This is a genomic window from Streptomyces sp. NPDC030820, assembly GCF_055572075.1.
Window position 1 is genome coordinate 86,164 of record NZ_JBVIEB010000012.1, and the last position, 12,586, is coordinate 98,749.

The 12,586-nt window shown below is 70.6% G+C and carries 10 protein-coding genes; 5 read left to right on the forward strand and 5 right to left on the reverse strand.

The window, feature by feature from the left end:
* Positions 1-98: 98 nt before the first annotated feature.
* Entirely contained in the window at positions 99-1,136 is a 1,038-nt protein-coding gene (locus tag ACZ418_RS30195; RefSeq protein ID WP_468369164.1) for an acyl-CoA dehydrogenase family protein, read from the forward strand.
* 39 nt (positions 1,137-1,175) lie between these two features.
* Here the strand turns inward: ACZ418_RS30195 and ACZ418_RS30200 are convergent, their stop codons facing one another.
* Positions 1,176-1,712, reverse strand: a complete 537-nt coding sequence (locus tag ACZ418_RS30200) for an HXXEE domain-containing protein (protein ID WP_468369167.1) — start codon at positions 1,710-1,712, stop codon at positions 1,176-1,178.
* A gap of 666 nt (positions 1,713-2,378) precedes the next feature.
* Between ACZ418_RS30200 and ACZ418_RS30205 the strand changes: the two genes are divergently transcribed.
* A complete protein-coding gene (locus tag ACZ418_RS30205) occupies positions 2,379-2,813 on the forward strand; it encodes an SPW repeat protein (protein WP_468369169.1) in 435 nt (144 codons plus the stop codon).
* Positions 2,814-2,900: 87 nt separating this feature from the next.
* On the opposite strand, the gene ACZ418_RS30210 is transcribed toward ACZ418_RS30205, so the two are convergent.
* On the reverse strand, positions 2,901-3,668 hold the full coding sequence (locus tag ACZ418_RS30210; RefSeq protein WP_468369618.1) for an ArsR/SmtB family transcription factor: 768 nt from the start codon (positions 3,666-3,668) through the stop codon (positions 2,901-2,903).
* A 464-nt stretch (positions 3,669-4,132) separates the two neighbouring features.
* Positions 4,133-5,584: an APC family permease gene (locus ACZ418_RS30215; RefSeq protein ID WP_468369172.1), complete on the reverse strand. Its 1,452-nt coding sequence runs from the start codon at positions 5,582-5,584 to the stop codon at positions 4,133-4,135.
* A gap of 118 nt (positions 5,585-5,702) precedes the next feature.
* Between ACZ418_RS30215 and ACZ418_RS30220 the strand changes: the two genes are divergently transcribed.
* Together ACZ418_RS30220 and ACZ418_RS30225 are read left to right on the forward strand one after the other, a co-directional pair.
* Positions 5,703-6,887 (forward strand): ROK family transcriptional regulator, encoded by a 1,185-nt coding sequence (locus tag ACZ418_RS30220; protein ID WP_468369174.1) that lies wholly within the window; start codon positions 5,703-5,705, stop codon positions 6,885-6,887.
* 107 nt (positions 6,888-6,994) lie between these two features.
* Positions 6,995-9,715 carry a glycoside hydrolase family 2 protein gene (locus tag ACZ418_RS30225; protein WP_468369176.1) on the forward strand — a complete coding sequence of 907 codons (2,721 nt, stop codon included), beginning with the start codon at positions 6,995-6,997 and terminating at the stop codon, positions 9,713-9,715.
* Between the two features lie 40 nt (positions 9,716-9,755).
* Here the strand turns inward: ACZ418_RS30225 and ACZ418_RS30230 are convergent, their stop codons facing one another.
* Positions 9,756-11,207: a hydrolase gene (locus ACZ418_RS30230; protein ID WP_468369178.1), complete on the reverse strand. Its 1,452-nt coding sequence runs from the start codon at positions 11,205-11,207 to the stop codon at positions 9,756-9,758.
* Between the two features lie 211 nt (positions 11,208-11,418).
* Between ACZ418_RS30230 and ACZ418_RS30235 the strand changes: the two genes are divergently transcribed.
* Positions 11,419-11,682 (forward strand): GlsB/YeaQ/YmgE family stress response membrane protein, encoded by a 264-nt coding sequence (locus tag ACZ418_RS30235; RefSeq protein WP_451007697.1) that lies wholly within the window; start codon positions 11,419-11,421, stop codon positions 11,680-11,682.
* Positions 11,683-11,689: 7 nt separating this feature from the next.
* Here ACZ418_RS30235 and ACZ418_RS30240 read toward each other — a convergent pair whose 3' ends face one another.
* Complete coding sequence (locus ACZ418_RS30240; RefSeq protein WP_468369180.1) at positions 11,690-12,466, reverse strand: GNAT family N-acetyltransferase; 777 nt, start codon at positions 12,464-12,466, stop codon at positions 11,690-11,692.
* Positions 12,467-12,586 lie beyond the last annotated feature (120 nt).

Below are 12,586 nucleotides of genomic sequence, written 5' to 3' on the forward strand. Positions count from 1 at the left end.
TGACTCAAGGGTCTCTCGGGTGTGTGTCACCTCCTACACGAACGGCCCGCCTCCGGATCGACACGGCGCCGGAAGAAATCTCCGAAAGAATCTTCCGTATGACAGCCTCCACCGCGCATCCGCTCCTCGACCGCGCCCACCGGCTCGCCACGGACCTGCTGATTCCCGAGGCCGAGCGGGTCGACCGGGAGGGCCTGCCCATGAGCCACATCGAGGCGGTGAAACGGTCGGGGCTGCTCGGGGCGGGCGCTCCGGTCGGGTACGGCGGCTCGGGCGCGCCGCCGGACGTGGTCCGCCGGATCGCGGAGATCCTGTCCGGGGCGTGCTGTACGACATGGTTCGTGCAGACCCAGCACCACACGCCGGTGCAGACCTTGGTCCAGAGCGACCTGCCCGTTCGTGAGCGGTTGCTGGGGCCGCTGTCGCGAGGGGAGTTGCTGTCCGGGGTGGCGTACGCGCATCTGCGGTCGTATCCGCGCGTGTCGGTGCGGGTCCGCCGAGAGGGCGACGGCTGGCGGTTCGACGGGACCGTGCCCTGGTACACCGGGTGGGGCCTGAACGACGTGATGCTGCTCGCCGGGACGACCGAAGCGGGCGAGGTGCTGTTCGCGTTCACCGAAGCCCGCGACCAGCCGGGGCTGCGAGCCTCGGAGCCGATGCGTCTCGCGGCGCTCACCGCCTCGCGCACGGTCTCCCTTGAGCTGGCCGGCCTGTGGCTGCCCGAGGAGGCGGTGGCCCTGCGTACGCCGTACGAGCGGTGGGCGCCCGGGGACCGGGCCAGGACGCTGAACGCCAACCCCGCGGTCTTCGGCGTCGCGGAGGCCGCTCTCTGTCTGCCGGACGAGGACACGGCCGCGCCGCTGCGCGCTCGCCTGGCCGACGTGCGCCGGCGCGCCTACGCCCTGGCCGACCATCCGGCGCCGCTGGAGCGAGTCGCGGAGCGGCTGGCGCTACGCGCGGAGGCGTACGAGGTGCTGCGTACGGCGACCACGGCGGCGGTGGTCGCCGGGGGCGGCCGGTCGATGGCCCTGACGAGCCGCGCCCAGCGCCTCGCCCGGGAGGCGCTGTTCCTGCTCGTGCAGGGGCAGACGGCGGAGACCCGGTCGGCACATCTGCGGGCGCTGGGTGGTGCCTGAGCCGGGCCCCGGCATCACCGTCGGCCGGGTGTCCCGCCGTCACCGTCGGCACAGCACGCCCTGGGCCAGTGTGTGGGTGACGACCGTGGCCGCCGCCGCGAAGGCGAGGCCCTCGGCCAGATGCCGTGGGCGGGTGGGGCGCAGGGCGCCGGAGCGGCGGAGCCGGCCGCGGGCCCACAGGGTGAACGGGAGCACCACGAGGGGCGTGGTCGCGGAGCCCGGGGTGTAGCCGCGCATGGCGGCCGCCTGGGCCAGATGGACCAGGCCGTGCAGCCCGAAGGCGTTGAGCGCGGTCTGGTAGAGGGCGGACCGGCCCCCGGTCCGGTGGCCGTCGGCGCACGCGGCGGCCAGCACCACCGCCATCGCGCCGACCGCCGTGGTGAACTCCCGCCCGTCGACGGACTCCAGCCGCCGCCACACCGTCTCCGGCACCTGGGGGAACCTCTTGCGCAGCTCCGGCACGTGGGTGCGCACCCAGCGCGGCACCATGACCACTTCCTCGGTGTCGTGCACGGCCCATGCGGCCAGCAGACCCCAGGTGACGGCCCCGGCGACCTCGTTCGGTTCTCGTGTCATGAACCGTCAGTGTGCCAGGGGCGGTTGGTCAGTCCGCGGTCGGCACCTGGGCCGGGCTCTCCCGGCTGCCGCCGGGCAGGGCGAGCATGCGCTGCTGTCCTTCGCCGGTACGACGGTACGCGCGCCCTTGTCGAGGAAGTCGCCGTAGGCCCGCACAGCCGCTCGGGGTTCCGGCTGACCATGTGAGGGACACGTGGGCTCTTCGTTCGCGAGGTGCGGGCGTCCCGCCAATGGCGGTGGAGAGTGGGGCGAGTCGAGGGCCGAGCGGGCGCCACGTCGACCGTACGGGCGGCTCGGGCCGAGTGCCGGAGGTGAAGGCGAAGAGCGGCGGATCGGTGCGAGGAGTCGGGCGATCAGACCGCGGCGCAACAGGATGCGCTGCAGACGCGTGCGAGGTCGACGTGACGTCGCCGGGTGAGGTCCGGTCGCGTCGTCATGCGTCACCCGTGGCAGCCGTCGACGAGGGCCGTCCTTGAACGGCCGGCCGGCCGCCGACGACACCACCCGGGTACGCCGACGCTCCAGCGCCGTCGCGCGGAGTTCGTACGCCGGACAGGCCTACACATAAAGAAGAAATAAGAGCAAACTGGGAACATGCGATGGTAACGGCATCCATCATCCATCGCACCAGACACGGTCTGGCCTGCAAGTCAAAGGAGACGAGTTATGGCCAACGTGCACAGGGGTGACATATCAACCCACCCCGATGTCTCCGAAATGCGGGCACGCTACGCCCGCATGCTCGGCGGTCGTGATGTGGCGCTCGTGGACGGGCCGGTCTTCCTGCTCGGGCTCTACTGCGCGGCATCTCCGTGGATAGTGCACTACGCGACGAGCCAGCCCGCGCTCATGACGCACAACCTGATCATAGGCATAGCGATAGGGCTGCTGGCACTGGGATTCACCCGAGCCCCCGAGCGGATGTACGGCCTCAGCTGGGCCATGTGCGCCATGGGCATCTGGCTGATCATCGCCCCCTGGATCGTGGGCAGCGGCCCGGACAAGGGCGTGATCATCAACAACGTCATCATCGGCGCACTCGCGCTCGTGCTCGGCCTGGTATGTGCCGGTACGGCGGCGCGGAGCACCCCCAGGCCGTGACAGGAGACGCACGGGAGGGAAGAACAGGAAGTACGGGAAGTATGCAGGGCCGGTCCGCTCGGGCGGACCGGCCCCGTTCGCGTCCGCTCAGCGGCCCGGCACCAGCCACGGTTCCTGCGGCAGGGGCCGGCCCGTCTCCAGCAGCGACTTGAGGTTGGACAGCACGGCCGGCCAGCCGGCGGCGACGTCCGAGCGCTCGCCCTCGTCGCTCAGGTCCTCGTGGACGACGGTCAGCCGGACGATGTCCTCGTACGGGCGGATCTCGAAGGTGACGCGGGAGTGCCGGTCCTCCTGGCCCTCCTGGTCGGGCGCGGCCCACGTGGTGACCAGCCGGGTGGGCGGCTCGCTCTCCACCACCTTTCCGACCACGTCGGCGATGCCCGAGCCGTCGGTGCGCACATGCGCCCAGTGGGAGCCGGGCCGCCAGTCGGACTCGTTGCGATGGCCCCAGTAAGCAGCCGTCAGCTCGGCGTCGGTGAGCGCCTCCCACACCTTCTCGGGGGTGCTCGCGATGTAGGTGACGTACACGAAACTCGGCTTGTCGGTCATGGCTTCCTCGGCTCGTCGCTTCAGGGCGCCGAGCGCGCTCAGGCGCGGGCGCTCGAACTTGTCGATCCACCGCTCCTGGATCTCATGGAGCGGCACGGGGTTGAGGTAGTGCAGCTTCTCCCGCCCCCGCCGCACCGTACTGATCAGGTTGGCGGCCTCCAGGACGGCCAGATGCTGGGTGACCGACTGGCGCGTCATGGCGATGCGCTCGCACAGCTCACCCAGGGTCTGGCCGTTGTTCTCGTGGAGCCGGTCCAGCAGGCGCCTGCGCGTGTCGTCGGCCAGCGCCTTGAAGACCCTGTCCATCCCGGTGTCGTCTTCTGATCGCACACTCAACGTTATGCAGGCAATCACTTGCATGTCAAGGAGGGGCAGCCCACGCGGGATTCCTGGTGCCGCAGCCGGGCGCGGCCATCCCGACGCGGAAGGACAGCCATACGTTCGGGGGCAGTTACGCGAAGCCGGCCGGGTGTGTGCCGCACTCGAACAGATGAGGCGCCCAGCCGGGCCCGGTGAAGGGACTCTCGACCCGATCGGTGCGAAAGGCGCCGTCGGGGGCGGGCAGGTCGCCCCGGAAGGCGGACAGATCATGGCGGAAACATCAGCCACAGCCGCTCCACGGTGGGCCGGTCCTCGGCGGTCGCGGGGTGGACGGTGGCATCGGGAAGGACAGTCTCGGTCATGAAACGAAAGCCTCCCCGGCGGACTCGGGTCCGGCCGGGGAGGCCTGCGAAGACTGCCGTGACTCCAGCCCATCGCGGGCCAGTCGGTCATGCCACGGGGGCGACGTCCGGATCCGCGCCCGCGAGGTACTCCTCGCTGATCTCCCGCTCCCCGAACGGCCACACCTTCTCCAGCCGGGCCCACACGACGAAGGCCACACAGCCGAGCGCCAGCCAGGCCAGGGACCATTCGATGGGGTGGCGGCCCGGGGAGCTCTTGTCCGCGTAGCCGTAGATCACGCACCAGCCGGCGAAGGCGACAAGACTGGGCAGGGGGTAGAGCCACATCCGGTACGGGCGGCGCAGGCTCGGCCGGCGTTTGCGCAGCACGGTGAGGGCGACGATCTGGGCGAGCGCCTGCACGATCACCATCACCGTCGTGAGCAACTGGATCAGAGTCGCAAGGTCGGTGTGCCGGCCGATCAGGAAGCCGACCGCCGTGATCACGCCCATCGTCGCGAGGCCCAGCACGGGAAAGCGGTGCCGGGGGTGCAGTTTCTCGTATGGCCGGAAGAAGACGCGGTCGCGGGCGGCGTCGTAGGGCACCCGGGAACCGCCCAGCAGCCCGGTGAAGACCGAGGCGAACGCGGTGACCAGGATCAGCACGGTCACCGTGTCGGCGGCGCCCTTGCCCCAGGTCTTCTCCAGCACCGCGGAGGCGACCGAGGTGGCGGCGATGTCGTGCGGGTCGGCCATCCTCCGCCAGTCGATGACACCGAGGGTGCCGATCTGCAGGAGCAGGTAGATCGCCATGATGCCGAGGATGGAGAGGAGGATCGAGCGCGGGAGGACACGGCCCGGGTCCTTGATCTCGGCACCCATGTACGCGGTGGTGTTGTAGCCGAGGTAGTCATAGATGCCGATGGTCAGGCCGGCGGCGAAGCCGAGCCAGAAGTGGTTGCTCGTCAGGTCGAAGGCGCCCGAGGGGTAGGTGAAGGCCAGGTGCGGGCTGAAGTCGGAGGCCGCGGCGACGATCACCAGCAGCACCGAGGCGATCATCACCGCCCACATCACGGCGGTGATCCGGGCGATGTGCTCGATACCGCGCCAGAGCAGGAGCACGACCAGAGCGATGATGCCGAGACCGATCAGATCGCCCGCCGTCCGCCCGAGATCCGGGGCCAGATAGCCCAGGTACTGGACGAAGCCGACCACACCCGTGGACATGATCAACGGGATGAAGAGCATCGCCGTCCACACGAAGAGGAACGGCATCAGCCGGCCCGTGCGGTACTGGAAGGCCTGGCGCAGATAGACGTAACTGCCGCCCGAGCCGGGCATCGAGGCGCCCAGCTCGGCCCAGACCAGTCCGTCGCACAGCGCGAGGACGGCGCCCGCGACGAAGCCGATGACCGCCTGCGGGCCGCCGAACGCGGTGACCATGAGCGGGATCGTCACGAACGGCCCGATGCCGCACATCTGGCTCATGTTGATGGCCGTGGCCTGGAACAGACCTACACGGCGGACGAAACCACCCGAGGGTGGCGGGCTACCGGACATGGGGACTCCTGACGCCACGGGCGCACTCGACGGCACCCGGCGGGCTGACTGGGCGATAAAGTTAAGGAGCCTTACTAGATGCGTCAAGTGTGCGCCGGGAATACATGAGAATGGTCCGATGACCGTCAGTGACGCCGAAGAGCAGCAGGAACAGCCCTGGAGCCGCCGGCGGCTGCGCAGCACCAACGAACGGCTGCTGCTGGACCGGCTGCGCGCCCTCGGTGCGGCGTCGCGCGCCCAACTGGCCCGGGAGACGGGCCTGTCGAAGCCGACCGTCTCCAGCGCGCTGGCCTCCCTGGAGTCGGCCGGCCTGGTGCACGAGGTCGGCACCCACGCCCCGGAGCGCGGGCGCACCGCCGTGCTCTATGCCCCCGATCCGGCCGCCGGGTACGCGCTCGGCGTGGACATCGGCCGCGGCTGGCTGCGGGTGGCGGTGGTCGACCTGGACGGCACGGTCGTCGCCCGCACGGACGTACGCAACCGGACCCGCGCCTCCGCCGCACTGGCCGATCTGGTCGTGGGCACCGCCCGGCAGGTGATCGCGGGTTCGGGCGTGGACCCGGCCGAGGTGGTGCACGGCGTGCTGGGCACGCCCGGTGTCTACGACGAGGAACAGCGGCGGGTCCGGTATGCGATGCACCTGCCGGGCTGGGGGCGTGCGGGGCTCGTCGACCGGATGCGCGAGGAGCTGGGCGTACCGCTGGAGGTGCACAACGACGCCAACCTGGCCGCGCTCGGCGAGTACACGTACGGCGTCGGGACGGGCAGCCGGCTCTTCGCGTACATCCTGATCGGCACCGGCCTCGGCATGGGCGTCGTCAGCGAGGGACGGCTGTTCACGGGGGCGCACGGGCTGGCCGGCGAGATCGGCTTCCTGCCCTGGGCGGGCCGGCAGAAGCCGGAGCGGCTGGAGGACGCCGTGTCCGGGGTGGCCGTGGTGGAGGCCGCCCGGGAGTTCGGGATGAGCGGGCAGCTCACGGCGAAGGCGGTCTTCGACGCGGCCCGGCGGGGCGATCCGGCCGCTCTGCGGGCGGTGGAGCTGGAGGCCGAGCGGATCGCGCACACCGTGGCGGCGGCCGCCGCCGTGCTCGACCCGGATCTGGTGGTGCTCGGCGGCGGGGTCGGCCACAGCGTCGATCTGCTGCTGCGTCCGGTCCAGGAACAGGTGCGTGCCCTCAGCCCGCTGCGACCGCGGATCGCGCCGAGCCGGCTCGGTGAGGACGCGGTGCTGCTCGGCGCGGTGGCCACGGCCCTGGGCACGGCGCGGGACCTGGTGTTCGAGCGCAGGACGGCCGGAACCTGACGGGCCGAACGGCGCAGCCCCTCACGGTGATTGACACGACCCCTGCGGCCCCCTAGCTTGAACCGAGTTAGTAAAGTTTCCTAACTTTACGAGCCCGGAGCTCTGCCATGTTCCCTCGCCCCGCCCTCGGACGCCGGTACGCCGTCACCGCGCTGGTCCTCGGCCTGCTCGGCTCCCTGACCGGCGGCACCTCTTCCGGCGCCCGGCAACCGGCACCACCGCACGGGCCCGCCCGGACCACCCGCGTCCCCTCGGCGGCCGGCACCGGCACACCGCTCGCCGGTTACGCCATCCAGTCCTCGGCGAAGGTGAGCGACACTCCGGCCGCCATCTCCTCTCCGGGCTATCCGGCGCAGGGCTGGTATCCGGCGGGCCCCCGCTCCACGGTCCTGGCCGCGCTGCTCGCCGACGGTGTGTACGCCGATCCGTTCTTCTCCACCAACCAGCAGAAGATCCCGAAGGCCGACTTCCAGGTCCCCTGGTGGTACCGCTCGGACTTCACCGTCGACGACACCGCGCGGCGCACCTTCCTCGACTTCAGCGGGGTGGTCTCGGCGGCGGACGTCTATGTGAACGGCCGGCAGGTGGCGAAGGCCGCGGACGTCACGGGCGCCTACACGCACCACGAGCTGGACATCACCTCGCTGGTCGGGTCCGGCACCAACACGGTCGCCTTCCGTGTCCGGCCCAACGATCCGAACACGGACCTCACCATGGGCTGGATCGACTGGCTCCAGCCGCCGCCCGACCGGAACATGGGCATCGTCCGGGACGTCCTGGTGCGCCGGGGCGGCCCGGTGGCGCTGCGCGACGCGCACGTGATCACCAGGCTGGCCGTGCCGTCGCTCGCCTCCGCCGACCTGACGGTGAAGGCGCAGGCCCGCAACGACACCGGCTCCGCGGTCACCGCCGAGGTCACCGGACGCATCGGCGTGACCACCTTCACCCGGCGGGTCCCGCTCGCCGCCCACGAGACGAAGACCGTCACCTTCTCCCCCGCCGACACCCCGGGCCTGCATCTCACCTCGCCCAAGGTGTGGTGGCCGGCCGGGATGGGCGGCCAGCCGCTGTACGCCCTCGACCTCACCGCGTCCGTCGCCGGGACGGCCTCGGACACCGCGCACGAGAGCTTCGGCATCCGCGACGTCCAGGCGCCGCTCAACGCGGACGGCGCGCGCCAGTACCGGATCAACGGCCGGAACCTGCTGATCAAGGGCGGCGGCTGGTCGCCGGACGAGTTCCTGCGCTGGGACACCGCTTATGTCGAGGACCGGCTGAAGTACGCCCTCGACCTGGGCCTGAACGCGATCCGCCTGGAAGGGCACCTGGAGCCGGACGAGTTCTTCGACCTGGCCGACCGCTACGGCATCCTCACGCTGCCGGGCTGGGAGTGCTGCGACAAGTGGGAGGGCCAGGTCAACGGCAGCGAGACCGGCGAGCCGTGGACCGGCGCCGACTATCCGGTGGCGAAGGCGTCCATGGCCGCCGAGGCCGCCCGGCTGCGCGACCACCCGAGCGTGATCTCCTTCCTGGTGGGCAGCGACTTCGCACCCGACGCGAGGATCGAGAAGACCTACCTGGACGCCCTGAACTCCGCCGACTGGCCCGACCCGGTGGTCTCCGCGGCCTCCGACAACTCCTCACCACAGCTCGGCAGTTCTGGCATGAAGATGACCGGGCCGTACGACTGGGTGCCCCCCGGCTACTGGTACGCCAAGCGCGAGGGCGGGGCCACCGGCTTCAACTCGGAGACCAGCGCCGGACCCAGCATTCCCACCCTCGACACCCTGCGCCGCATGCTGACCCCGGCCGAACTGGACACCCTCTGGAAGGACCCGGACGCGAGGCAGTACCACCGTTCGCCGTCCCCGGTCTTCGGCACGCTCAAGATCTACGACGCCGCCCTCACCGGCCGCTACGGCGCCCCGAAGAGCCTCGCCGACTATGTGCGCAAGGCCCAGCTGGCCCAGTACGAGGACGTCCGCGCCCAGTTCGAGGCGTACCAGCGCAACGCCACGGACTCCTCGAAGCCCTCGACCGGAGTGATCCACTGGATGTTCAACAGCGGCTGGACATCCCTGCACTGGCAGCTGATGGGCCGTTACCTGGATCAGGGCGGGGCCTACTTCGGCGCCAAGAAGGCCAACGAGCCGCTGCACATCCAGTACTCGTACGACAACCGCTCGGTCGTGGTCGTCAACCACCACCACGGCTCCGCGAGCGGACTCACCGCCCGGGCCACGCTGTTCGACCCCGACGGCACACAGAGGTACGACAGGACCGTGACCGGTCTGACGGTGAACGGCGACGGGGCGCACGGCACCGCCCTCACCCTGCCGTCCTCGGTGGGCGGGCTGTCGTCGACGTATCTGCTGCGCCTGGTCCTGACGGACGCGGACGGCAAGGAGGTGAGCCGGAACGTGTACTGGCTGTCCACCCGGCCCGACACCCTCGACTGGTCCGCCACCACCTGGTACTACACGCCGACGACCCGTTACGCCGATCTCCAGGGGCTCGCCTCGATGGCGCAGGTGCCGGTTACGGCGACGGCGGCCACGGAGTCCTCGGGCGGCACGTCGACCACGACGGTGACCCTGCGGAACACCGGGAACGGGAAGACCCCGGCGCTGCTGACGGACGTCCACCTCGTGGACCCACAGGGAAAGCCGGTGCTGCCGGTGCGCTGGTCGGACAACGAGGTGAGCCTGTGGCCGGGCGAGTCGGTCACGCTGACCGCCACCTACCGGACGGCCGATCTGCACGGCTCGGCGCCGGGGGTGCGGGTCTCCGGCTGGAACACCCCGGAGCGGACGGTGCCGGCGGCCTGACGGAACGGGGGCGGACCGGTACGGCCCGCCCCCGGCCGGTTCAGCTCACGTTGAGCGCGGTGTCGTCCACGACGAACGACGTCTGGTACTGGGAGCCCTCGGTGCCGGTGAACTTCAGCGTGACGGTCTGCCCGGCGTAGCTGCCGAGGTCGAAACTGCGCTGGGTGTAACCGGAGGCCGCGTTGAGGTTCGAGTACGTCGCCAGAGTGCCGAGGACCGCGCCGGAGCTGCCCAGCACCTGCACCTTGAGGGTGTCATAGGCCGTGCTGGTCGAGGTCTCGGCCGTGTCGATGTGCAGATAGAAGCTGAGCGTCGCCGTCGAGCAGCCGGACGGAATGGTCACCGACTGGGACAGGGTGTCGGTGGTGGCGGTGCCGTAGCCGTCGAGCCAGGCGTAGTAGGAGCCGGAATGAGCCGACTCACCGGTCGCGTTGGTGATGACACCGCTGGACGCGCTCCACGTGGTGTTGCCGGACTCGAAGCCGCTGTTGCCGAGGAGCTGGGCTGCCGTGCAGGTGCCGGTGCCGCCGCCTCCACCGCCGCTGCTCGTGCCCGAACCGGCCAGCCAGGCCGTGGCGTTGAGGGCGAGGGCGGCGTTGGTGGCGCTGGAGTCGTGCCAGCCGTCGTAGAGGGTGTTGCCGGACTGGCCGGTGCCGTCGTCGATCGGGGAGCTGTCGCCCCAGAAGGCGACGCGGCCGCTGCCGAAGGTGCTGGTGAGGAAGAAGGCGCCGGTGTTGCCGGAGTAACCCGTACGGTACAGCAGGCCCTTGACGTTCGGGTTGTCCGACGGCTTGAGCGTGGCGGTGGTGCCGTTCGCGATGAGGCTCTTGGTGACCGTGCCGAAGGAGCCGTGCAGCACCGGGTCGGTGCTGTCGCTGATCGCTGCCGGGTGGTCGGAGCTGATGTTCAGCGAGTCGATCGAGAAGCCGAACGGGTCGGTGGAGTCGACGCTGTTGTTCGTCATCAGGTCGTTGAGGATCTCGACGGCGTCGTAGCCGTCGTTGTTGCGGTCCGCTCCGGTGTGGTCGGAGATCATGAACAGACCGCCGCCGTTCTTCACGAAGTTCATGATCGCCGTCTTCTCGGCGCTCGTGAACAGCGTGTTGGGCTCCGGCAGGACCAGCGTGTCGAAGTTCGACAGGTCGGTGGAGGAAGAGCCACCGTAGCTGAGGCTGGAGCCCGACGGCAGGGTCTTCAGGCTGTAGTCGCCGGTCTTCTGCAGCGCCACGCCCCAGGAGGACAGGGCGCCGGTCCAGTCGGTCTCGACGGACGGGGCGGGGTTCTGGCCCAGCGGGTCGGGCTGGCTGGTCGAGATGATCCAGTCGGCGTTGCCGGCCGTCTCGGCGTGGGCGTTGTCGAACAGGATGCGGTGCGTGGTCGCCGCGTGGGCGGCGGTGCCGCTGCCGACCTGGACGGCGGCTCCGGTGAGGAGCAGCCCGAAACCGGCCAGGGCGGTGGTGAGTCTGCGGCGGGATCTCCTGGATCCAAGCATCCGGCGAACCTCCATGAGGGGTGGGGAGAGGCGGTGCGGCGCCAAGTCTGCGCGCGTAGAGCCCGCTTGAGGGTTCTACACGCGTCGAGTGGTTGAAAGGTACATGGCATGAAGGCCCGATGAACAGAAAGACCCGGCAATGACCGGAGCGGACTACCTCCGCTCACAGCGGGCAGATGCTGAGCGGGAGGCTCGACCAAAAGGGGTGGACATGCATATCTCGGGCATCATCAGCGCCATCGTCATCGGACTCGTCATCGGCGCCCTGGGGCGTCTGGTCGTCCCCGGGCGACAGCACATCGGCATCCTGTGGACCATCGTCGTCGGCATCGTGGCCGCGCTGCTGGGCTCGGCGATCGCCGCCGGGTTCGGGGTCGCGGACACCAAGGGGCCGGACTGGATCGAGTGGTTCATCCAGATCGCCCTGGCCGCGGTCGGGATCGCGGCGCTGGACCGGGCCCGCGTGCGTCGCTGACGCGAAGTCAGCCCTCGTAGAGGTACGGGGTGGTGGTGCTCAGGGCATGAAAGCCGAGGCGCTCCAGGATCGGGCGGCTCATGGGCGAGGCGTCGACCTGGAGGTAGCGGTAGCCGTGGGCGGCGGCGACGCGGGCGCGGTGGGCGACCAGAGCGCGGTAGACGCCCCGACCCCGCCAGGACTCGACGGTGCCGCCGCCCCACAGCCCGGCGAACCGGGTCCCGGGCACCAGCTCCATCCGGGCGGCGCTCACGGGTTCGTCCCCGGCCAGCGCGACCACGGCCACGACCGTGCAGGGGTCGGCGGCCAGGCCGGCGAGCAGCCGGTGCCGCAGCCGGCTGCCGTCGGTGCCGAACGCCTTCTCGTGGACCTCCACCACGAGGTCGACGCCGGCCGCGTCGGTGGCCTGCACGAGACGGATGCCCTCGGGAGGTTCGGCGTCCATGGCGAGCCGGCCGGTCTCGGCGGCCATCAGCGTCTCCTCGGGCTCGGCCCGGAATCCGGCGGCGAGGAGCCGGGCGCCGAGGTCGTCCGGCCGGTCGTGGCCGTAGTGCTTCCACTCGAAGTCGCGGCCGAGGCCGGTGAAGTACGCGATCTGGTCGTGGATCGCCCGGTCCGCGCCGGCCGCGTCCAGACCGGACCAGAGCACACCGTTCCATCCCTGCGCGTCCGCGACATGACGCACCACCGCGCCGGTCCGTTCGATGCGGGCACCGGGGCCGTCGGGAGTCGCGTTCTCGCGCATGTCCCGGTCGTAGAGGGCGAGCACCGCCGAGTGATCCATGCCCCGACTCGATCATGCCGGACCAACCCGGGGCAACGGAATTAGCCCGCACCGCCTGCGGGCGTACGGCGGCCAGGTAGGCGCTGAGCCGGTCGCGGTTGCGGGCCAGGCAGTCGATGC